A 21,320-nucleotide genomic window follows, 5' to 3' on the forward strand; every position below is an offset into this window, starting at 1 on the left:
GACGGCCCTTCATCTAATGAATGGGGAACGCGCAGTAAACCCCGATTGCCCTTCCAATGGCGCCGGGGAATACCCATAAGAACGCCTGATGGCTATCCCCCGTGCTCCGCGATAGGTCTCACTCTTCCGGAAGATGAATCTCGGGGCCTCCGCCACTGCCCGCACCACCTCCTGTGCCGCCGCCCGGACTGCCCGGGGTAGGCTTTTTGCCATCGTCAGGCTTTTTGCCTTCACCCTCACCACCGGGTTTCTTAGGCCCATTCTCAGGCAAACGGATGTCGGGATCGCTCTCCTTTCTCTTTTTCTTGGGTTCCTTAGGCTGCTTCGGAGCCTTCGGATCTTTCGGTTTCTTTTTCCGGTCGGCCGATGCTTTCTTCTGGGCTAAGCTGCGGCGATACGATGTCTTCGTGTACTGGAGCGCCTTGTTGATGCGGTCAATCAATTCGCCAATGGCTTTGCGGTCATCATCTGATGTGGTCGATAGGTAAGCGGCTTCGATATGCCGAAAGACTTCGTTTGCCGTTTCATCGTTCCTCGTGCGAAGGACAGAGCCCTTTGTGACGCCAATCGACGCCTCCGACTTTAAGCGCTCATCTCTTAATGTGATGAACTCCGAGTTGATGGTGCGAAGCATCTGAACCAGTGGCGCCATTCCAATAGTGGCCAGATCTGCCGCCGCGTCCGTCTTTTCCAAATCAATGAGCAAGCCGGATATGTGTCCGGTGGCATCATTCATATTCTCGTTCTGCAAACCTTTGTACGCATCTGTTGCGATACGCAATCGATGACCGGCCGTGCTACGCGCCTCGATCGGAGACTTCGATGCCAGGCGGATCTCCTGAAACAAAAGCGAAATGATTTCACTACGCTTCTTATTCTTCTCAGACAAATACTTGGTTACTTTGGAAGCCGTCGGCTCTCGAACTGACTCCTTCTCGAGATCGATGTCCGACTTCCACTTCGGGATGTCTGTCGCATCCAAAAGGATTTTCTCTGCGCCGAAAGGATGGACAAGGTCATAGATTTGCTGTTGCAAATCGACGTGCATACCCAAAGGGTACTGGCTGGTTATGCCAACAATGATCTTTGATTTTCTCATGTCTTACAATCTTTGATTAGTGAATGAAGAGGTCTAACTGGATGAATATATGTGTTACAAATGTGTTGCGCTGATGAGCGATGCTATAGAATAGGTAAGTGTATTTTCAATGCCTGACTCTATGGAGTCGCAAATATAAACAGGTATTTGGAACTTCCTCATGCCCCGGATCGCTCACACAATTTTTTGCGGGCAACCTCGGAGCCTTCGGCGCTGCAAATGTAAACAACTCTTGGTTATCACCTCGCCTCATAGTATCTAAATCGAAATTTTTTTCTGGCTTCATCCGTATCGGGCGATAGGCCTAAGAAACACCTGTGGAGCTTCGCGGAGTACCGCTGAAGCGAGTCCGTACCTACTTCTGCGAATCACCCAGCCTCGGTGAATGGGTAAAGCAACCCCTGTTCCCTATCATCGGAAGTAGATGCAGCCAAAAATGGCTTCTGATCAGTCTTCTGAGGGCATTTGAGCATGCTTATCGAAAATCATTTTTGCCTTCACCGACACTCAGTGAAGCAAAATCGAGATTCATTTTGGGCTTTCGGAGTGTCCGGGAAGCAAAATCGAGATTCATTTTGGGCTTTCGGAGTGTCCGGGAAGCAAAATCGAGATTCATTTTTGGCTTCCTGAGTGCCCGGAGAGCCAAATCGTAATTCATTTTTCGCTTCACTGAGTCTCCGGGAAGCCAAAATGAATCTCGATTTTGCTTCACTGAGTACCCAGGAAGCCAAATTGCAATTCATTTTTGCCTCGCCAAGTACCCGGAGATCAAAATCGGGATTCATTTTTGGCTTCGCATAGTGTCCGTGGATCAAAAACGAGATTCATTTTCGGCTTCATGGAGTGTCCGGGAATCAAAAACGAGATTCGTTTTCGGCTTCATGGAGTGGCCGAGGATTGAAATCTGGATTTGTTTTTCGCTTCATAGAATAGCCGAGAATCAGAATCGATATTTGTTTTCAGCTTCGTGGAAAGACAGGGAATCAGAATCAAGATTTGTCTCCGGATTCATCGGGTATTGGCGAAGGGAAATAAGGATCTGTGGAGGCTATGACTGATGTCCTACGTAGCTAAACAAGAAGTGCGGGCGTGATACCCCTAAGCATAGAGATAGATGAAAGGAGTTCAGACGGATAACTGCCGAATGCGGACAATAGTATGAACTACATGCGGAGGTCAAGTGGCGAGAAAAAGAAAATCCCACCAGACGTCAGGGTGATCTACCCCAATCGTCCGGCAGGACTGTTCAGAAATAGCTTTCGTCGTTTCTGTTTACTCGTCCTTAGTCCGCCCGCGGATGTTACGGATAGCGGCCTCGATCATCGTATCCTTACCGCAATCCATGTCGGCCTTCGTCATATCCACGCGAATATCCGGATCGATTCCGCTCTCTATGCTCCGTTTGTCAGCGTCAAGCAACGGCGACGCCGAAAAGCGAACCTGCCACCCGTTCGGTAGCTCCGAGCTAAACGGCATGCCTCCCCCGCCGCCCGTGCGATCGCCAAGAATAACGACGCGATCGATTCGCCGCATGACGTTGATAAAGTCATTCGTTGCGCTGTAGCTATGTCGGTTAGTCAGGACAACCGTCGGCCGACGCCAGCGCGTATGCGTCGAGGGTCGGAGGTCGACGGGATAAGGTTCGGAGAAGTCGGAATGACCCGGGCCAGTCTTGTGCACAATGTATCCCGTCCTTATCGGCTCACTCAGGAATCGTGACGCGATACGCTCGACGTTAGTCAATGCGCCCCCGCCATTGCCACGCACATCGATGATCAGCCCTCGGCAAGTGCGGAAGAAATAGAAAATCTCATCCAAATTTGTTTCGCTGACTGCGGATGAAAAGCTACCGTAATAGATGTAGCCTATCTCCGTGCCCGGCAGCTTGACGTAACGCATGCCGCCGGCTATCCCATAGCGCGTGCCTAAGTAATTTCGCTGGATGTCGGCATTGAAATTGCGCGGATAGTCCTCAAACCACGCCCAGTAGCGAGCCGTATTGAACGGAGATACAAGATTCGTGTGACCGTCTTTCAACTCCGCCAACATATCGGAAAGCAAATCGAAGAGCTCATAGCGACTCATCGTATCCGAGAGTTGCCGTTCGTACTTTCTGCGGACAACCTCCCAGTCGACGCCCTTCTCCTCAAAGAAACAATAATGCTCGTCGATGATGTGCCAGAGCGCTTCAAAGTTCTCGCGAGGGCTTGCGCTGTAACGGTCCGCTTTGTCGCAGCCCGGCAAAAGCAGAATCAAAAAGATCAGGAAATAGGGAACACGTATTTTCATAAGCAATCAATGAGTAACAGCGAATAGCCGCCTACCCTCCGGAACGCAATCACTGACACACCCCGATAGACAAACGACCCTAATTCGCTTTTCGTTTTTCATTTTCGGGTCAATGATACGCACTTTTATAAGCAATCAATGAGTAACAGTGAATGGTTTCCGATCCTTCGGAGCGCAATCGCTAGCACTATACGATAGATAAACGGCAATGATTCGCCTTTCATTTTTCATTTTCGGGTCAACAATATGTGCTTTCATAAATATTCAATGAGTAATGGCGAATAGCCGCCGACACTTCGAGTGCAAATGCAGGCACTCACCGATAGATAAATGGAGATGATTTGCCTTTAGTTTTTCATTTTCGGATCAGCAATACGTACTTCCATAGGTGTTTAATGAATGACGGCGAATAGCCGCCGATACTTCGAGGTGCAATTGCTGATACTCTACGATAGGCAAACGGAAATAATCCGCCTTTAGTCCTTCGTTATCGGGTTAGCGATACGTGCTTTCATAGGTGTTCAATGAATGACGGCGAATAGCTGCCGATCCTTCGGATCGTAATCGCCAGCACTTCAGGATAGGAAAACGGGAACGATGCGCTTTTACTCCTTCGCTTTTAGATCAGCGACACGTAACTACACAAGCATTCAATGAGAGACAGCGAATAGCCGCCAACCATCCGGAGTGCAATCGCCAGTACTTCACGATAGACGAACGGAAATGATTCGCCTTTCGTTTTTCATTTTCGGGTCAGCAATACGTGCTTTCATAGGTATTCAATGAGAGACAGCGAATAGCCGTCGATCCTTCGGAGCGCAATCGCCAGCACTTCACGATAGGCAAACGGCAATGATTCGCTTTTAGTCCTTCGTTATCGGGTTAGCGATACGTGCTTTCAAAAGCATTCAATGAGAGACAGCGAATAGCCGACGACCATTCGGAGTGCAATCGCTGGCACTCTCTGATAGGAAAACAGGAATGATCCGCCTTTAGTCCTTCGTTATCGAGTTAGCGATACGTGCTTTCATAGGTGTTCAATGAATGACGGCGAATAGCTGCCGACACTTCGGAATACAATCGCTGGCACTCTCTGATAGGAAAACAGGAATGATTCGCCATTAGTCTTTTATTTTCGGATCAGTAATATGCACTCCGGAAGGCCTTGTTATGGCGCACGCGCTTGCCGGAAAAGGGTATGAATTCCTTGGCCACACCGAGGAGGATACTGCTACCGAAATAATGCGTGCGAATGCCGTTGGTGTGCGATTGGTAAACGTCGGCCTCATACCCAATCCGCATGGTCCATGGACCCACGGGCACATCGGCGGTGAGCAGGCTCCGCAAGGCGAACCTATTGTGCAGCGATCCCAATCGGACTATACCGGCACGATGGCCAAGAGTAAAGATCTCGTAGTACGATTGCCCGTAGTGCGGGGAGAAGAAGACACCAACGAGTGGGAGGTTGGCCTGCCAGCGGACAGTCACCGGATAGCGCCGGCGACCCAAGTCGAAACCGTAGAGGATAGCCGCAGAGAGCCCCAGATCGCCTTCCACGTGCAGCACCGCAGGGTTATTGCCGCCCTGCGAGCGATAGGCCGTGCCCAAGAGATAGCGCCCCGTACCGCCGACGAGCAATCGCAGACCGTCCACACTGGTCTCCAGACGTCGGTGCAGGCTGTAGCTGTAGTCAATGAAGGCCGCGTAACCACTCGATGTGCCTGCTGGATTGCGGATCGAAGCGAGATCGATGCGAAAGGTGCGTTGCCGCGACCAACGGTCATTGATGATCCGCATACGTTCGTTGATAACGCCGATGCCCAGGCCATCATAACCGACGTCGGAGAGGTATGTGTTCTTAACGTAGCGACTGCCCAGGCTGACCATCGTGCCTTCATTCACCGACCGCGGTGCTTGAACGACGCTATCCGTCTGTGCACGCAGGGTGAGAGGAAGGAGAATGAAGAGAGTGAGCAGAAAGAGGAAGCTGCGGATCATGGCTTATTCCTCAAACAGCGACATCTGCCCATCCTCATCCTCTTCCGACGGCACATCGGTAGCGGATGGCTCTCCGTCGGATGAGGGTGATGGGGCGTGGCGCGTCGGTTCCAGTTCGTCAACCGAGGCGACGGTGAATGTCGTCACCCGTTTGCCGCGCGCTTTGACGCTCTTCACGCCCACAAACTCCGCCGCCTCGATGGTCAAGGGATCGCGATAGCTGTCGTGTCCGCCAAAGGTCACCTCGATGCGCGGATAAGCCTCGTCGGTCAGCAGGAAGAGGCGGTGACGAGGGTTGTCGCCCATCAGGTTCTGCCGCTTCTCGGAGTCTTCGGACGGGAAGCGCTTGAGATAGACATAGCCCTGATCGGCGTCGAAGTAGACGGCCGTCCATGTTTTGCGCGCGTCGTAACGCTCGATGAGCAGGATGTTCTCTTCGTAATGGTTGCTCAGGTCGAAGCCCGTGGTGTAGAACTCGCCCGTCTGCAACACGACGAGGATGCGGTCGTCGCTGCGGAACTCGCCGAGGGCTTCGCCGCGGCCGTCGTAGTTCAGGCGGAGCACGTCGCGGTCGAACCACACCTCGCGCCCGCCGAGCGTCGACGAACCACGCTGCTTGAGCGAGATCTTGTGGATCTCTGCCCGGGTGAGGATGTTGCCGAGCGAGGTGCGACCCTTGATCAATATCTCGCTGAAGTCTTTCTCGAAGACGAGCGTCTTCTGCCGTAGCTTCGGCTTGAGGATCACCTTCACTGTCTCTGCCTCACCGTTTGGATTGGCGCTGAAATAAAGGATGCGTGAGCCTTCTGTGCCACGCGTCACGTTGTATTCCTTGTCGCGCGTCGAGCCGGTGACGGCGAACCGCTTGATGTAGTTGCAGCCTGCGCGGCCGTCGCGATAGATCACGTTGTAGATCGTCCGTGTGTCGTTGCGGTTGAAGACGTTGACGTAGATCACGTCTTGCCCGACGAAGATCTTTTCGCTCACTCGCATCACTTTGTACACGCCGCTGCGATAGAAGAGGATGATGTCGTCAATGTCCGAGCAATTGCAGACGAACTCGGCCTTCTTTAGCCCTGTGCCCACGAAACCCTCCTCGCGGTCGATGTAGAGCTTTTCGTTGGCCTCGGCCACCTTGGTGGCTTCCACGCGGTCGAAGCTGCGGATCTCCGTGCGCCGCGGCTTGTCGGCGCCGTACTTCTTCTTCAGCCCCTCGAACCACGTCACGGCGTAATCCGTGAGGTGCGACAGGTGATGCTCCACGCGCTCGATCTCGGTCTTCAGCCGCGCGATCTGCTCGTCGTTGCGGTCGGCGTTGAACTTTAGGATGCGCCCCATTTTGATCTCCATCAGCTTCAGGATGTCCTCCCGGGTGACCTCCCGGATGAGCCGCGGTTTGAACGGCTCCAGCCGGCGGTCAATGTGCACCACGGCCGCGTCCATGTCCGGCGCCTGTTCGAACTCCTTATCCTTATAGATCCGCTCCTCGATGAAGATCCGCTCGAGCGAGGCGTAGAAGAGTTCCTCGCGCAGCTCGCTGCGTTCGATCTCCAGCTCCGTGCGCAGCAGCCCGAGCGTCTGTTCGGTGGAGTGTCGCAAGACCTCGCTGACCGACATGAATCGCGGCTTGTTGTCCTCGATCACGCAGCAATTCATGTACACGCTCTTCTCGCAGTCGGTGAAGGCGTAGAGCGCGTCGATTGTCTTGTCCGACGATACGCCCGGGGCCAGATGGATCAGGATCTCCACCTCGCGCGCCGTGTTGTCGTCCACCTTGCGGATCTTGATTTTCCCCTTCTCGTTGGCCTTGATGATGGAGTCGATCAGGGTGCCCGTCGTGTAGCCATAGGGGATCTCGGTGATGGCCAGCGTGCGGTTATCCACCTTCGTGATCCGCGCCCGAACCTTCACCATGCCGCCGCGGTTGCCGTCGTTGTACTTCGCCACGTCCACCAAACCGCCCGTCTGAAAGTCGGGGTAGAGCGTGAACTCCTCGCCGCGCAGACAGGCCACGGAGGCGTCGATCAGCTCGTTGAAATTGTGCGGCAGGATCTTCGACGACAGTCCCACGGCGATGCCCTCCGCCCCTTGCGCCAGCAGCAGGGGGAACTTGATCGGTAGGCTGACCGGCTCGCGGTTGCGCCCGTCGTACGACTGCTTCCAGACGGTCGTCTTGGGGTTAAACACCGTCTCGAGCGCGAACCGCGAGAGGCGCGCCTCGATGTATCGCGGTGCCGCCGCGCTGTCGCCCGTGAGGATGTTGCCCCAGTTACCCTGGCAGTCGATCAGCAGATCCTTCTGCCCGAGCTGCACCAGCGCGTCGCCGATCGAGGCGTCGCCGTGCGGGTGAAACTGCATCGTCTGGCCCACCACGTTGGCCACCTTATTATATCGTCCGTCGTCGATCCGCCGCATGGCGTGCAGGATGCGCCGCTGCACTGGCTTCAGCCCGTCGTTGATGTGTGGCACGGCCCGCTCCAGGATCACGTACGAGGCATAATCCAAGAACCAGCTCTGATACATGCCCGGCAGATGGCGCACGCTGTCCGCACCGATCGCCCCCCCAGGCACCACATAGCCTCCGCCCGTGCCCTCGGTCGTGTTCGCCTCCATCGCCTCGTCCGGCAGCCTTTCCTCTTCGCGTTCGTCTTCTTCTTTCATATTGATGGGGATTCTATCTGTCTAACCTACGCGCCGTTTCCATCGGCGGCGGGCAAAAGTAGGCGAATTTGCCCACCCCTTTGGCGCGAAATGGCGGCCATCCGCGTCGGGGCGGAAATACTGCGCAAATCCGTCTGCCGCTCCCGGTTTACCCTCGAAAGTCTCCAACGACGCGATGCCCCCAATCCGTAAAACCCTCATCGTGCCGAACGACGCGACGGTCTCAACCCATAAAACTCCCGCCGTGCTGAATGATGTGATGGTCTCAATTCATAAAAGCCCCATTATGCCGAACGAGGGCATGGCCTTGTGTCTGTTGGTTTTTGGCGAGCGACTTTTTATATCTGTGGAAAATATCTCGATAATAAAATGGTGACCATTTATAAGTAGAGAGATTTTGTTGAGAATAAATCGTCCACTTTTTTATTCCCGATAAAGTCGATTGCCTATAAAAAAGTCACTCGCTTATTCCTGATAAAGTCTATTGGGTATAAACGGGTGACTTTTTATTTCCGATGGAGACTTGCTCACAATAAAAAAGTCGCTGTTTTATTTCTGAGAGAGTTTGTTCAGTAATAAAAAGTGACCCGCTAAAAACCGAAGCAACCGAGACCATGCCCTCGTTCGACATGATGGGGCCTTCATGTACCGAGACCATGCCCTCGTGCGGCATGATGGGGTCTTCATGCACCGAGACCATGCCCTCGTGCGACATGATGGGGCCTTCACACACCCGGACCATGCCTTCGTGCGACATGATAAACCCTTCACGCACCGAGACCGTGCCTTCGTGCGACATGATGGGGCTTTCACGCACCCGGACCATGCCTTCGCGCGACATGATGGGGTCTTCACACACCCGAGCCGTGGCGTCGTTCGGCACGATGAAACCTTCACGAATCCAGCCCGTAGGGTCGTTGGACAGAATGAGGAATTTGCGAATCGGCGCGGTCGTGTCGCGGGGCATGACAGGGGCGGATGAATTTGAGCGGTATAGCTGCATTCAGGAATTGAAACTGCTGCTTACATTTGCCGCCGTATTGCAAACTCGATATAGCAATTGGGTTTATTATGAAGAAATTTATTCAGCATCGTGGTATTGTAAGACATACCGGAGGAGGCCGTATTGTGGTCTGTATCGAACAGCAAAGCGCGTGCTCTGCGTGCCATGCCCGTTCGGCCTGCCTCGCATCGGACAAAAAGGAGAAACTCATTGAGGTGAAGGGCGAGAGCCGTCAGTTTGCTCCCGGGGAGGAGGTCATGGTCGTGGCCCAATCCTCGAGCGGCATGCAGGCCGTAGCCCTTGCGTTCGCCGTGCCCTTTGTGCTGGTGGTGGCTGCCGTATTTATCGGCGCCCGCCTGAGCGGAGGCGACGACGGCATCGGTGGACTCGCGGGGCTGGCCGTCCTGGCCGTCTATTACGCCCTGCTGTACGCCTTTCGGGAGAAGATCGGGCGACGGTTTTCATTCTCCGTCGCTAAGCTCGAAGCTGGCTCTCAGCTCGACACAGCTGCTTATTAACCGCCAAATCAATCTTACACGAAATGTATATAGCGATCATTTTATTAGGAACGGTGGGGGCCATTGCGGCGCTCATCCTATTTGCGGTATCGAAGAAATTCGAGGTGCATGAAGATCCGCGCATCGGGCAGATACAGGAAGCCCTGCCGGGCGCCAACTGCGGCGGCTGCGGATTCCCGGGCTGCGGCGGCTTTGCCAACGCGTGCTTTAAGGCTGAGGCGCTCGACGGGCTGTATTGCCCCGTGGGCGGTCAGGACGTGATGAAGAAAGTGGCCGAGATCAAGGGCGTGGCCATGGTGGCTGCGGCACCGAAGATCGCCGTGGTGCGCTGCAACGGCACCTGCGAGGCGCGTCCGCGGACGAACACCTACGACGGCGCATCGAACTGCACCATCGCCGCCTCACTCTATCGGGGCGAGACGGGCTGCTCGTTCGGCTGCTTCGGTCTGGGCGACTGCGTGGACGCCTGCGAGTTCGACGCCATCCACATCAACCCCGTGACACGCATCGCGGAGGTGGTAGAAGACAAATGCGTAGCCTGCGGGGCGTGCGTTAAGGCCTGCCCGACGAAGATCATCGAGCTGCGTAAGAAGGGGCCGAAGTCGCGTCGCATCTTCGTCTCCTGCATGAACAAGGACAAGGGCGGCGTGGCGCGTAAAGTCTGCTCGAACGCCTGCATCGGCTGTGCACGCTGCGTCAAGGAGTGCGCCTTCGAGGCCATCACGGTGACGAGCAACCTGGCTTACATCGACGACACGAAGTGCCGCCTCTGTCGCAAGTGCGTCGTGGTCTGCCCCACGAAGGCCATCCATGAACTGAACTTCCCGCCGCGTAAGGAGCCGAAGCCCGACGCACCGAAGGCCGCTGCTCCAGCCGCACTGTCGCTCGTGGAGGCCGCTCGCGCCAATACCCCGGCGGCTAAACCCGCTCTGGCTGAAACGGCTGTTGCCACTGCTGAACCAGCCGTGAAAGATTAACCCACACCCACACAACGACCTGTCTATAATGTACACTTTTAGAATAGGGGGCATTCACCCCTCAGGAAACAAGTTATCGGCCGGGCGACCGATCGAGGCGATCGCGCCCACGGCCAAGGTGGTCATACCGCTCGGGCAGCACATCGGTGCACCGGCTGAGGCGGTGGTGGCCAAAGGCGACAAGGTGAAGGTCGGGACGCTGATCGGCAAGGCCGCAGGCTTCGTTTCGGCCAACGTACACTCGTCCGTTTCGGGCACCGTGACCAAGATCGACACCATGCTCGACGCCGCTGGTCTGCCCAAGCCCGCAGTCTACATCAACGTCGAGGGCGACGAATGGGAAGAGACCATCGACCGCAGCGAGACCCTCGTCCGCGACTGCACGCTGTCCGCCAAAGAGATCATCGGAAAGATCGCTGCCGCCGGCATTGTCGGTATGGGTGGCGCCACCTTCCCCACGCAAGTCAAGCTCTCGCCTCCCCCGGGCAGCAAGGCCGAGATACTGATCGTTAACGCCGTCGAGTGCGAGCCGTATCTGACGTCGGACCACTCGCTGATGTTGGCCAAAGGCGAAGAAATCATCGTCGGGGTGAAGATCCTCATGACCGCCATCGACGTTCGCCGCGCCGTGATCGGCATTGAAAGCAACAAGCCCGACGCCATCAAGCTGATGAAGAAGTTGGCCGCCAAAGAGCAGGGCATCGAGGTGATGCCGCTCAAGATGCGTTACCCGCAAGGGGGCGAGAAGCAGCTCATCGACGCCGTGATTCGCCGTCAGGTGAAGAGCGGCGCACTGCCCATCTCGGTCGGCGCCGTGGTGCAAAACGTGGGCACCGTCTTCGCCGTCTACGAGGCCGTGCAGAAGAATAAGCCGCTCATCGAGCGCGTCATCACCGTCACGGGCAAGAGCGTTGTGAAGCCATCGAACTTTATCGCCCGCATCGGTACGCCGATCAGCACCCTGATCGAAGCCGCTGGCGGCATCCCCGAAGACACGGGTAAGATCATCGGTGGAGGCCCCATGATGGGTCGCACGATGATCACGGACGATGTGCCGATGATGAAGGGTAGCTCTGGCATCCTGCTCATCCCACGCGCCGAGGCCATGCGCAAACCCATGCGTGACTGCATCCGTTGCGCCAAGTGTGTCGACGTCTGCCCGATGGGCTTGGAGCCCTATCTGCTGATGAACCTGGCCGTCCATAAGACGTGGGACGAGGCCGAAGAACATTACATCGTCGACTGCATCGAGTGCGGCTCCTGCAGCTACACCTGCCCCTCGTATCGCCCGCTGCTGGACTATATCCGCATGGGCAAGGGCACGGTGATGGGCATCATCCGCTCGCGGAAGAAGTAACCCCCCGAGAGACGAACAGACTTAGTTTTAATGTATGAACAGACAATAACCGGATAACATGGACTCCAAACTGATCATCTCTCCGTCGCCACACATTCATGGGGGCGATTCGATAAGCAAAAACATGTACGGCGTGCTTATCGCACTGGTGCCGGCCTTCCTCGTGTCGCTTTACTGCTTCGGGTTGGGCGCACTCGTCGTGACGCTCGTATCCGTCGCCTCGTGCGTCATCTTCGAGTATCTCATTCAGAAGTACCTCTTCAAGCGCGAGCCCACCATTGCCGACGGCTCGGCCATCCTCACGGGCGTCTTGCTGGCGTTCAACCTGCCGTCCAACCTGCCCGCGTGGATCGTCATCCTGGGCGCACTCTTTGCCATCGGCGTCGGCAAGATGTCGTTCGGCGGATTGGGCAACAACATCTTCAACCCCGCGCTCGTGGGGCGTGTCTTCCTGCTCATCTCCTTCCCAGCACAGATGACGACGTGGCCCGTGGCCGGCGTCTTCCCCCTGACTTACACCGACGCGCAGACCGGTGCCACGACGCTCTCGTTGATCCATTTCACGAAAGACATTGCCGGCTTCGGCCCGTCAGCCATCGGACTGACCGGCGGTAGCCTCGGTGAGATGAGTGAGGTGGCGCTGCTCCTGGGCTTTGCCTACCTGCTCTATCGGCGTATCATCACGTGGCACATCCCCGTGGCCATCATCGGCACCGTGGCTGTGTTCACCACCATCATGTACCTCTTCAACCCGACCGAAGTCAACAACCCGCTGATCCATCTCACCTCCGGCGGACTCATGCTCGGCGCCGTCTTCATGGCCACCGACTATGTGACCTCGCCCATGACCAAGCGCGGCTCGCTGATCTATGGCGCGGGCATCGGCCTCCTGACCGTGCTCATCCGCATCTTCGGATCCTACCCCGAGGGCATGTCCTTCTCCATTCTGATCTGGAACGGCCTCACGCCGCTGATCAACACCTACATCAAACCCAAACATTTCGGAGGCAGATAAACGATGGAAAAAATCAAATCCACATTCATCACCATTCTGGCGTCGCTCACGTGCTTCTGCCTCATCGCAGGCACCGCGCTGGCCGTAGCCAACAAGCTGACCGAGGATAAAATCGCCGCCGCCAAAGCAGCCGCCCTGCAAGAAGCCATTAAGAAGGTGGCGCCCGAGTTCGACAACGACCCCTCGGCCGAACAATACAGGGCCGCCACAGCCGACGGCGATTCGCTCACCATCTATCCCGCCAAGAAGGGCGGCAAGCTGGTCGGTGCCGCCGTAGAGACGAACACCAAGAAGGGCTTCGGCGGCGAGATCCGCATCATGGTCGGCTTCGACGCGGACCAGAAGATCGTCAACTACTCCGTGCTCGAGCACAACGAGACCCCCGGCCTCGGATCGAAGATGGAGGAGTGGTTCCGCACGGATAAAGGCAAGCAGAGCGTCCTCGGACGCGACATGAAGGGCGGCGCGCTGAAAGTCTCGAAAGACGGCGGCGAAGTAGACGCCATCACGGCCGCCACCATCTCCTCACGCGCCTTCCTCGACGCCATCAACCGCGCCTATGCCGCCTACGCACAAGGTGCTAGCAAGGGCGACGCCAAAGCCGACGGTGCCTCTGGCGCCACCCAACAAACGGCTGCCGATTCGACCGCCTCAACGTCTCACAGCAAATAACCCCCCGGACTATGAACTACCTCAAAGTCATCAAGAATGGGATGATCACCGAGAATCCCACCTTCGCCCTCCTCCTGGGCATGTGCCCCACGCTGGCCACCACCTCCTCGGCCATCAACGGCATGAGCATGGGCCTGGCCACCGCCTTCGTGCTCATCTGTTCCAACGCCGCCATCTCGGCCATCAAGAAGCTCGTGCCTGACGAGGTGCGCATCCCCGTCTACGTCGTCGTTATCGCCTCCTTCGTGACCATCCTCCAGATGTGCATGCAGGCCTACATGCCAGAACTCTACAAGAGCCTCGGTCTCTTCATCCCGCTGATCGTGGTGAACTGCATCGTGCTCGGTCGCGCCGAAGCCTTCGCCTCGAAAAACGGCGTCGTAGCCTCTGCTTGCGACGGCATCGGTATTGGCGTCGGCTTCACCCTCGCCCTCACCCTGCTCGGCACCTGCCGCGAGCTCCTCGGCACCGGCCGCGCCTTCTCGCTCACCCTCTTCCCCGAGCACTACGGCGCCCTGCTCTTCGTCCTTGCCCCCGGCGCCTTCATCGCCCTGGGCTACCTTATCGCCATCGTCAATAAACTGAAGAAATAACCCCCCGCCCTTATGGAATACATCATCATTTTCATCGCCGCCGTCTTTGTCAACAACATCGTCCTGTCGCAATTCCTCGGCATCTGCCCCTTCCTGGGCGTGTCGAAAAAGATCGACACAGCGATGGGCATGGGCATGGCCGTGACGTTCGTCCTCACCATCTCCACGATCGTCACCTTCTTGATCCAGAAATACATCCTCGACGCCTTCGGGTTGGCCTACCTACAGACCATCGTCTTCATCCTCATCATCGCCGCCTTGGTGCAGATGGTGGAGATCATCCTCAAGAAAGTCTCCCCCGCGCTCTACCAAGCCCTCGGCGTCTTCCTACCGCTGATCACGACCAACTGCGCCATCCTTGGCGTCGCCATCCTCGTTATTCAGAAGGATTACAACCTGCCGCAGTCCATCGTCTTCGCCTTTTCGACAGCCATCGGTTTCGCGCTTTCGCTCATCATCTTCGCCGGCATCCGCGAGCAGCTCTCGCGCCTGAACGTCCCCGCGGCGATGAAAGGCATCCCCATCGCGCTCCTCACCGCCGGCCTGCTGGCCATGGCCTTCATGGGCTTCTCCGGCATCGTGTGACGCGATTGCGATGCAAATAGGCATAGACATAGAATAGAAAGGAGTAAAAGAAGAAATGGAAACCATCACATTGAATAATGGAGTAAAGATGCCGCAGCTGGGCTACGGCGTGTATCAGGTGGAACCGGCCGAAGCCGAACGCTGCGTGAGCGACGCCCTCAGCGTGGGCTACCGCATGGTGGATACGGCGCAGGCCTACCGTAACGAGGAGGGTGTGGGCGCGGCCGTCAAGAAGAGCGGCCTCAAGCGCGACGAGGTCTTTATCGTCAGCAAAGTGTGGATCAGCAACTATGGCTACGAGCGTGCCCGAGCCAGCATCGATGACAGTCTGAAGTGCTTACAAACGGATTACATCGACCTCATGCTGCTTCACCAGCCCTTCTGCGACTATTATGGCGCTTACCGCGCCCTCGAGGAGGCCTATCACGCGGGCAAGCTGCGCGCCATAGGCGTGAGCAATTTCCAGCCGAACCACTTCATCGACCTCGCCAGCAACGTGGAGGTAGTGCCGGCCGTAAATCAAGTGGAGACACACGTCTTCTATCAGCAGATCCGCGCCAAGAAGTACATGGACGAGTTCGACACCAAGATCATGTCATGGGGCCCACTGGCTGAGGGACGCAATGGCCTCTTCACCAACCCCACGTTGGCAGAGATCGGCCAGGCGCACGGCCGGAGCGTGGTACAAGTCGCCCTGCGTTACCTCACACAGCGCGGCGTAATCATCATTCCCAAATCTGTGCGCCGCGAACGCATGGCGGAGAACTTCCAGATCTACGACTTTAAGCTCACGCCAGACGAGATGGCACGCATCGAACGGCTCGACACCGCTCACAGTCTCTTCTTCGATCACAACGACCCGGAGACCGTGAAGATGTTCATGGGCTGGCGTAGCCTATAGTGAGAAGCTGTTTGGATACGTGTAGCAAGCAATAGGAGCTCATACCGTATCCTGACCGATAGCCTGGGGACGGGTTCCCCGAAAGATTCTCCGGCCGTCGTGTGACGCTCCGTCATTTCCAGGGGTTGCGCGTCAAGAAAAAGGCACCTCCACCGTGTGTGGGGGTGCCTTTTTTACGTGCGGGCGTATTCTCCCGCGCAGTTTCAGCGCAGAATCGGTGTTTCTGAAGCATTCCCGAACGGTTTCAGCATAGAGTCGGTGTTTCTGGAGCATTCCCGCGTGGTATCAGTGTAGAATCGGTGTTTCTGGAGCATTCCCGAACGGTTTCAGCATAGAGTCGGTGTTTCTGGAGCATTCCCGAACGGTTTCGGTACAGAATCGGTGTTTCTGAAGCATTCCCGCGCGGTTTCAGCGTAGAATCGGTGTTTCTGAATCATTCCCGAACGGTTTCAGCGTAGAATCGGTGTTTCTGGAGCATTTCCGAACGGTATCAGCGTAGAATCGGTGTTTCTGGAGCATTTCCGAACGGTATCAGCGTAGAATCGGTGTTTCTGAATCATTCCCGAACGGTTTCGGTACAGAATCAGGGTGGGTTTCTGGAGTATTAGATGTCAGAGCACCTCGTCGAGGAAACGGAGGATGTGCGCCGTGTCGTCGGGGTGGAACCAGGTGATGGACGGGTCGCGGCGGAACCAGGTCTGCTGTTTGCGGGCGTAGACGCGGGTGTTGCGCTTGATGCGGGCCACGGCCTCGTCGAGCGAAAGCTGGCCGTCGAAGTGCTGAAAAAGCTCCTTGTAACCGACTGTGTTGAGGGCGTTGAGGTGACGCTGGGGGTAGAGGGCGCGGGCCTCGCGGAGGAGGCCGTCGGCCATCATTTGGTCGACGCGGGCGTCGATGCGACGGAAGAGCTCTTCGCGCGGGCGGACGAGCCCGATCTTGAGGATGCGGAAGGGGCGCACTTTGACGGTACGCGTGCGGAAGTCGGAGTAGGGGCGGCCGGCGGTACGGCAGATCTCGACGGCGTGGATGACACGACGCGGGTTGCGGCGGTCGACTTCGGCGAAGTGCACGGGGTCGGCCTGTCGGAGCTCGTCGAGCAGGGCGTCGAGTCCGAGGTGCCCATAGTCCGCCAGGACGGCGGCACGGATGTCGGTGGGTACGGTGGGGATGTCGTCGATGCCCTGACAGACGGCGTCGATGTACATCATCGATCCGCCGGTGAGGAGGACGGTGGCGTGGGTCGTGAAAAGGGTCGTAAGGAGCGCGAGGGCGTCCGTTTCATAGCGTGCGGCGCTGTACGGTTCGGCGAGGTCGAGGAGGTCGACAAAGTAGTGCGTGACGCGGGCGCGTTCGTCGGCTGTGGGGGCGGCGGTGCCGATGGGCATGCCGCGATAGATCTGTCGGGAGTCGGCCGAGAGGATGGGGCTGCCGAGGCGTTCGGCCAGTCGCAGGCTGAGCGCCGTCTTGCCCACGCCGGTGGGGCCGAGCAGGACGAGGAGGGTGGGGGGCGTCGTCGTTGTCAATGGGTAAAGTGGGGAGGTTATCCTGTTCGCGAGGGCGTCAGGGACGCCGGCCAACTTGGCCGGGTACCGGTAGAGGCGGCTCAATAGCGCTCTTCTAAGTCGGAGAGGCCGACGCTATCGCCATCCTCAAAGCCGCCCATGCCCTCGCGATCGAGTTCGTCGTCGTCATACTCGGAGTCGCCGTAGAAGTCTTCGCCGGTGGCGGAGACGGTTGGGGTGAGCGTCTTACCGAGATCTTTTTCGAGCTCTTCTTCGGTGAAGGCTTGCTCGGGCGGATCGCCGACAGAGCGTGTGCAGACGGCCTCCTGGAGGGTGCGTCCGGTGATGATCTCGCGAAGCTCCATGTAGAAGGCGCGGTCGAACATGTAGTCGAAGACGTAGATGAGTCGCTGGTGCTCGTCTTCGAGAAGCTCCTCGAGCCGTGTGTCTTCCATGAGGCACGTGTCGGCGTCGGTGGGTGCGCCCATGTCGACGAGGGTGATCTCGGTGCGGCGTGTCCAGTCGTCGTCGCAGATGAAGAAGCTGCTCATCTCCACGGGCTGGAAGTCGACAGCCTGGAGGATGGCTTGATGGAGGTCGAGGAAGGTGGCCTCGGCGTCGATTTGTATCTCGCGCTTGAAGTCTTCGACTTCGTCAGAAACAAGTAGGAATCGGTAAACCATAGTTAGAGGGTAGAGAGTGGAGGGTAGAGAATAGAGAGTAGGGGGTAGAGGTTGGAGAATAGAGAGTCGCCTCATGTACCCGGCTCTACCCTCTACCCTCTATTCATCGATGGAGCCGCGGACGATGCCGCGTTTGGAATGCTTGATGAAGTTAAGGATCAGGTCGCGCTCCGCACCGGGCTCGTACTCGGTTTCGATGGCCTGCAAGGCGTCGGTGTTGTTGAGGCCGCGGGTGTAGAGGGTGCGATAGATGTCCTGAATGAGGTAGACCTGCTGATTGGAGAAGCCGCGCCGACGTAGGCCAACGATGTTGATGCCGCAGTAGACGATCGGGTCGCGACCGATCAGCGTGTAGGGGGGGATGTCTTTGCCAACGCGTGATCCACCTTGGATCATCACGTGCTGTGAGATGCGCGTGAACTGGTGCACAAGGACGCTGCCGCTGAGGATGGCAAAGTCGTCGATCTCCACCTCGCCAGCGATCTGTGAGGCGTTGCCGATGATCACATGGTTGTGTACGACGCAGTCGTGTGCCACGTGCGAATAGGCCATGATCAGGCAGTCGCTGCCCACCACGGTGCGGCCTTTCGAGGCGGTGCCACGGTTGATGGTGACGCATTCGCGGATGGTGGTGCGGTCGCCAATCTCGGCGGTGGTGTCTTCGCCCGCAAACTTCAGGTCTTGGGGGATGCCAGAGATAACGGCTCCGGGGAAGATGCGGCAGTCACGGCCGATGCGTGCACCGTTGAGGATGACGGCGTGGGGGTAGATGTGACATCCGTCGCCAATGACGACGTCGCGCTCGATGTATGCGAAGGGATCGATGGTCACGCCTTGGCCAATGCGGGCTTCGGGGTGGATGACGGCTGTGGGTGCGTGCATGTCGGCTTACTTGTTTTTGACGATTTGGGCCATGAACTCTGCCTCACACACCACCTTCTCGCCGACGAAGACGTAGCCCTTCATCGTGGAGATGCCGCGTCGGATGGGCGATATGAGCTGGAGGCGGAAGATGAGTGTATCACCGGGGACAACTTTCTGGCGGAACTTGACGCCGTCGATCTTCATGAAATACGTCGAGTAACGCTCCGGTTCGTCGACGGAGTTCAGCACCAAGAGCCCACCCGTTTGTGCCATAGCCTCGACGAGCAAGACGCCTGGCATGATCGGCTCCTGTGGGAAGTGGCCCTGGAAGAAGGGTTCGTTGACGCTCACGTTTTTGATGCCCACGATGTAGTCACCGCCGATCTCGATGATCTTGTCGACCAAGAGGAAGGGGTAACGGTGGGGCAGGAGCTCGCGGATACGGTTGATGTCCATCAGCGGCTCGCGGTTCGGGTCGTAGACGGGGGCTTGGATGCTATTCAGCTTGATGTCTTTGCGGATCACCTGCGCCAGCTGGTTGTTGATCTTATGGCCCGGTCGGGTAGCGATGATGTGGCCCTTGATGGGTTTGCCGATGAGGGCGAGGTCGCCAATCACGTCGAGCAGTTTGTGGCGTGCGGGCTCGTTGGCGTAGGCCAGAGGCTTGTTGTTTACGTAGCCCAATTCGCAGACGCTTTTGTGCGGCAGACCCAGTTCGTCAGCGATGCGATCGAGCTCTGCCTGCGGCATTTCGCGGTCGTAGATGACGATGGCGTTATCGAGGTCGCCGCCCTTGATGAGTCCGTTTTGGAGGAGCATTTCGATCTCACGAACAAAGACAAAGGTGCGTGAGGCCGCTATCTCGTCAGCGAACTGACTGAGGTCAGAGAGGGTGGCGTATTGGTTGGAGAGGACAGGCGAATCGAAGTCGATCAGCACGTTCATGCTGAACCGGTCGTCGGGCAGGATGGTGAGCGACGAGCCGGTCTTCTCGTCCTTGACTTCCATTTTGTGGCGCACGATATAGTAGTCTCGGGGGGCGTTTTGCTCCGTGAGGCCCACGCTACGGATGCCCTCGGAGAAGGGGTGTGCGCTGCCGTCAAGGATGGGGAATTCGGGGGCGTCGACTTCGATCAGGCAGTTGTCCACTTCCCAGGCATAGAGCGCAGCCATAGCGTGTTCGATGGTGCTGATCTGCACGTCCTTCTTTCCCACCACGGTGCCACGCTGGGTGTTGATCACGTTCTCAGCCAGTGCTTCGACGATGGGTGCACCCTCCAAGTCGGTGCGTCGGATTTGGTAGCCGTGATTTTCAGGGGCGGGTTTGAAGGTGATGTGTATGTCGAGGCCCGTATGCAGGCCTTTGCCTTGCAGTGAAAATTCGGACGCGAGTGTCTTTTGCTTTTGCATGATGTGTGGGTGTATGATCGTTATTTAATGGGGGTTCATAATCTCTTTTTCAGCTCTTCGACCTCCTTACGCAGGCGGTCGATCTCGAGGTACATGTCTGGCAGTTTGCGCAGGGTGATGCTGGATCGGAAGAAGGTCTTGAGGGGCATGGCGGGTGAGCCCATGACGCGCGATCCGGCGTCGATGTTGCTGATGATGCCCGATTGGGCGCCGATCTGGGTGCCGTCGCCGATGTGGATGTGCCCACCCAGGCCGACTTGCCCGCCGATCATGCAATGACGGCCCACCTTCGTCGATCCTGACACACCGACTTGCGAGGCCATGACGGTATTCTCGCCGATCTGTACGTTGTGTGCGATCTGAATCAGGTTGTCCAGCTTGACGCCCCGATGGATGGTGGTGGACTCCATCACGGCGCGATCGATGGTGGTGTTGGCGCCCACTTCGACTTCGTCCTCAATGACCACGTTGCCCAACTGTGGGATCTTGCGGTAGGTCCCGTTTTCGGGTGCGAACCCGAAGCCGTCCGAGCCGACGACGGCGCCTGCATGCAGGATGCAGCGGGATCCGACGACGCAGCCGTTGTAGATGGTGACGTGCGGATAGACGATCGTGTCGTCACCGATCTGGACATTGTCGCCGATGTAAGCGTGCGGATAGATGCGGCAGCCGCGGCCGATGACGCTATGCTCACCGATGTAAGCGAAGTGCCCCACATAGCCGCCCGCGCCCACCCGGGCCGAAGGGGCGATGAAGGACGAGGGGTCGATGCCCTCTTTTTGCGTCTGGGTCTGTTCCACAAAGTGGAGCAGCGAGGCCAGCGCGGCGTAGGCGTTAGGCACACGCAGCAGGGTGGACTCTATGGGCGCCGAGGGATGGAAGTCATCGTTGACCAGAACGATGGCCGCCTTCGTGCCATATATATAATGTTCGTATTTGGGGTTGGCAAGGAAGGTGAGGGTACCCGGTTTCCCTTCCTCGATCTTTGAGAAGCCATTCACTTTAGCTGTCACATCGCCCTCGATCGTTCCGTTGAGGAACTCAGCTATCTGTTTAGCTGTAAACTCCATTCCGTGTCTTACGTTCTTTATTATTACCGGCCCCAAAGGTAGACGCTGTTTTTAATCTGATACCTGTTTTCGATTTATTGGGGAGCGTGACAATAAGGTCGGAATAGCCTCTCGAGCACTCGT

At 57.1% G+C, this 21,320-nt stretch carries 18 protein-coding genes; 8 read left to right on the forward strand and 10 right to left on the reverse strand.

The window, feature by feature from the left end; translation table 11 throughout:
* Window positions 1-118: 118 nt before the first annotated feature.
* From C7123_RS07555 to C7123_RS07585, 5 genes are all read right to left on the reverse strand, one after another.
* Complete coding sequence (locus C7123_RS07555) at window positions 119-1,099, reverse strand: DUF6261 family protein (protein ID WP_069174617.1); 981 nt, start codon at window positions 1,097-1,099, stop codon at window positions 119-121.
* 1,272 nt (window positions 1,100-2,371) lie between these two features.
* On the reverse strand, window positions 2,372-3,388 hold the full coding sequence (locus C7123_RS07565) for a S41 family peptidase (RefSeq protein WP_069174619.1): 1,017 nt from the start codon (window positions 3,386-3,388) through the stop codon (window positions 2,372-2,374).
* A 1,140-nt stretch (window positions 3,389-4,528) separates the two neighbouring features.
* Window positions 4,529-5,386 (reverse strand): DUF3316 domain-containing protein, encoded by an 858-nt coding sequence (locus C7123_RS07570; protein ID WP_083206766.1) that lies wholly within the window; start codon window positions 5,384-5,386, stop codon window positions 4,529-4,531.
* 3 nt (window positions 5,387-5,389) lie between these two features.
* On the reverse strand, window positions 5,390-8,047 hold the full coding sequence (locus tag C7123_RS07575; protein WP_107490621.1) for a DNA gyrase/topoisomerase IV subunit A: 2,658 nt from the start codon (window positions 8,045-8,047) through the stop codon (window positions 5,390-5,392).
* 481 nt (window positions 8,048-8,528) lie between these two features.
* Entirely contained in the window at window positions 8,529-9,014 is a 486-nt protein-coding gene (locus C7123_RS07585; RefSeq protein ID WP_107490622.1) for a hypothetical protein, read from the reverse strand.
* 104 nt (window positions 9,015-9,118) lie between these two features.
* Between C7123_RS07585 and C7123_RS07590 the strand changes: the two genes are divergently transcribed.
* Genes C7123_RS07590 through C7123_RS07625 form a run of 8 tightly spaced genes read left to right on the forward strand, consistent with a single transcriptional unit; the run spans window position 9,119 to window position 15,668 of the window.
* The gene (locus tag C7123_RS07590) at window positions 9,119-9,568 is read left to right on the forward strand and encodes a SoxR reducing system RseC family protein (protein WP_069174623.1); all 450 of its coding nucleotides are present in this window, start codon (window positions 9,119-9,121) and stop codon (window positions 9,566-9,568) included.
* A 23-nt stretch (window positions 9,569-9,591) separates the two neighbouring features.
* Window positions 9,592-10,545 carry a Fe-S cluster domain-containing protein gene (locus C7123_RS07595; protein ID WP_038012292.1) on the forward strand — a complete coding sequence of 318 codons (954 nt, stop codon included), beginning with the start codon at window positions 9,592-9,594 and terminating at the stop codon, window positions 10,543-10,545.
* 25 nt (window positions 10,546-10,570) lie between these two features.
* Window positions 10,571-11,902, forward strand: a complete 1,332-nt coding sequence (rsxC, locus tag C7123_RS07600) for an electron transport complex subunit RsxC (RefSeq protein ID WP_037980595.1) — start codon at window positions 10,571-10,573, stop codon at window positions 11,900-11,902.
* A gap of 58 nt (window positions 11,903-11,960) precedes the next feature.
* Window positions 11,961-12,917 (forward strand): RnfABCDGE type electron transport complex subunit D, encoded by a 957-nt coding sequence (locus tag C7123_RS07605; protein WP_038012296.1) that lies wholly within the window; start codon window positions 11,961-11,963, stop codon window positions 12,915-12,917.
* 3 nt (window positions 12,918-12,920) lie between these two features.
* Entirely contained in the window at window positions 12,921-13,589 is a 669-nt protein-coding gene (locus C7123_RS07610; RefSeq protein ID WP_037986705.1) for an RnfABCDGE type electron transport complex subunit G, read from the forward strand.
* A gap of 11 nt (window positions 13,590-13,600) precedes the next feature.
* Window positions 13,601-14,182: an RnfABCDGE type electron transport complex subunit E gene (locus C7123_RS07615; RefSeq protein ID WP_037980587.1), complete on the forward strand. Its 582-nt coding sequence runs from the start codon at window positions 13,601-13,603 to the stop codon at window positions 14,180-14,182.
* A gap of 12 nt (window positions 14,183-14,194) precedes the next feature.
* On the forward strand, window positions 14,195-14,767 hold the full coding sequence (rsxA, locus tag C7123_RS07620) for an electron transport complex subunit RsxA (RefSeq protein ID WP_037980584.1): 573 nt from the start codon (window positions 14,195-14,197) through the stop codon (window positions 14,765-14,767).
* A gap of 55 nt (window positions 14,768-14,822) precedes the next feature.
* Complete coding sequence (locus C7123_RS07625; RefSeq protein WP_069174624.1) at window positions 14,823-15,668, forward strand: aldo/keto reductase; 846 nt, start codon at window positions 14,823-14,825, stop codon at window positions 15,666-15,668.
* Window positions 15,669-16,279: 611 nt separating this feature from the next.
* Here C7123_RS07625 and miaA read toward each other — a convergent pair.
* The 5 genes from miaA to lpxD all read right to left on the reverse strand — a co-directional run bounded on the left by miaA (window position 16,280) and on the right by lpxD (window position 21,197).
* Window positions 16,280-17,191, reverse strand: coding sequence for a tRNA (adenosine(37)-N6)-dimethylallyltransferase MiaA (miaA, locus tag C7123_RS07630; protein WP_069174625.1), 912 nt, complete (start codon window positions 17,189-17,191; stop codon window positions 16,280-16,282).
* An 80-nt stretch (window positions 17,192-17,271) separates the two neighbouring features.
* Window positions 17,272-17,853 (reverse strand): IS1096 element passenger TnpR family protein, encoded by a 582-nt coding sequence (locus C7123_RS07635; protein WP_069174626.1) that lies wholly within the window; start codon window positions 17,851-17,853, stop codon window positions 17,272-17,274.
* Between the two features lie 99 nt (window positions 17,854-17,952).
* Entirely contained in the window at window positions 17,953-18,735 is a 783-nt protein-coding gene (gene lpxA, locus C7123_RS07640; protein ID WP_037995945.1) for an acyl-ACP--UDP-N-acetylglucosamine O-acyltransferase, read from the reverse strand.
* A gap of 6 nt (window positions 18,736-18,741) precedes the next feature.
* Window positions 18,742-20,127, reverse strand: a complete 1,386-nt coding sequence (locus C7123_RS07645) for a bifunctional UDP-3-O-[3-hydroxymyristoyl] N-acetylglucosamine deacetylase/3-hydroxyacyl-ACP dehydratase (RefSeq protein ID WP_037980566.1) — start codon at window positions 20,125-20,127, stop codon at window positions 18,742-18,744.
* A gap of 35 nt (window positions 20,128-20,162) precedes the next feature.
* Window positions 20,163-21,197, reverse strand: a complete 1,035-nt coding sequence (lpxD, locus tag C7123_RS07650) for a UDP-3-O-(3-hydroxymyristoyl)glucosamine N-acyltransferase (RefSeq protein ID WP_069174627.1) — start codon at window positions 21,195-21,197, stop codon at window positions 20,163-20,165.
* Between the last annotated feature and the right edge of the window lie 123 nt (window positions 21,198-21,320).

Origin of the sequence: Tannerella serpentiformis (assembly GCF_003033925.1) — a bacterium.
In the GTDB taxonomy this organism is placed as follows: domain Bacteria; phylum Bacteroidota; class Bacteroidia; order Bacteroidales; family Tannerellaceae; genus Tannerella; species Tannerella serpentiformis.

Bases quoted from the DNA above. Each gene is read 5' to 3' on its own strand.
- C7123_RS07555 (WP_069174617.1), bottom strand. From the start codon at position 1,099: ATGAGAAAATCAAAGATCATTGTTGGCATAACCAGCCAGTACCCTTTG.
- C7123_RS07565 (WP_069174619.1), bottom strand. From the start codon at position 3,388: ATGAAAATACGTGTTCCCTATTTCCTGATCTTTTTGATTCTGCTTTTG.
- lpxD (WP_069174627.1), bottom strand. From the start codon at position 21,197: ATGGAGTTTACAGCTAAACAGATAGCTGAGTTCCTCAACGGAACGATC.
- C7123_RS07625 (WP_069174624.1), top strand. From the start codon at position 14,823: ATGGAAACCATCACATTGAATAATGGAGTAAAGATGCCGCAGCTGGGC.
- C7123_RS07590 (WP_069174623.1), top strand. From the start codon at position 9,119: ATGAAGAAATTTATTCAGCATCGTGGTATTGTAAGACATACCGGAGGA.
- C7123_RS07570 (WP_083206766.1), bottom strand. From the start codon at position 5,386: ATGATCCGCAGCTTCCTCTTTCTGCTCACTCTCTTCATTCTCCTTCCT.
- C7123_RS07610 (WP_037986705.1), top strand. From the start codon at position 12,921: ATGGAAAAAATCAAATCCACATTCATCACCATTCTGGCGTCGCTCACG.
- lpxA (WP_037995945.1), bottom strand. From the start codon at position 18,735: ATGCACGCACCCACAGCCGTCATCCACCCCGAAGCCCGCATTGGCCAA.
- C7123_RS07595 (WP_038012292.1), top strand. From the start codon at position 9,592: ATGTATATAGCGATCATTTTATTAGGAACGGTGGGGGCCATTGCGGCG.
- C7123_RS07605 (WP_038012296.1), top strand. From the start codon at position 11,961: ATGGACTCCAAACTGATCATCTCTCCGTCGCCACACATTCATGGGGGC.
- C7123_RS07635 (WP_069174626.1), bottom strand. From the start codon at position 17,853: ATGGTTTACCGATTCCTACTTGTTTCTGACGAAGTCGAAGACTTCAAG.
- C7123_RS07575 (WP_107490621.1), bottom strand. From the start codon at position 8,047: ATGAAAGAAGAAGACGAACGCGAAGAGGAAAGGCTGCCGGACGAGGCG.
- C7123_RS07585 (WP_107490622.1), bottom strand. From the start codon at position 9,014: ATGCCCCGCGACACGACCGCGCCGATTCGCAAATTCCTCATTCTGTCC.
- C7123_RS07615 (WP_037980587.1), top strand. From the start codon at position 13,601: ATGAACTACCTCAAAGTCATCAAGAATGGGATGATCACCGAGAATCCC.
- C7123_RS07645 (WP_037980566.1), bottom strand. From the start codon at position 20,127: ATGCAAAAGCAAAAGACACTCGCGTCCGAATTTTCACTGCAAGGCAAA.
- rsxA (WP_037980584.1), top strand. From the start codon at position 14,195: ATGGAATACATCATCATTTTCATCGCCGCCGTCTTTGTCAACAACATC.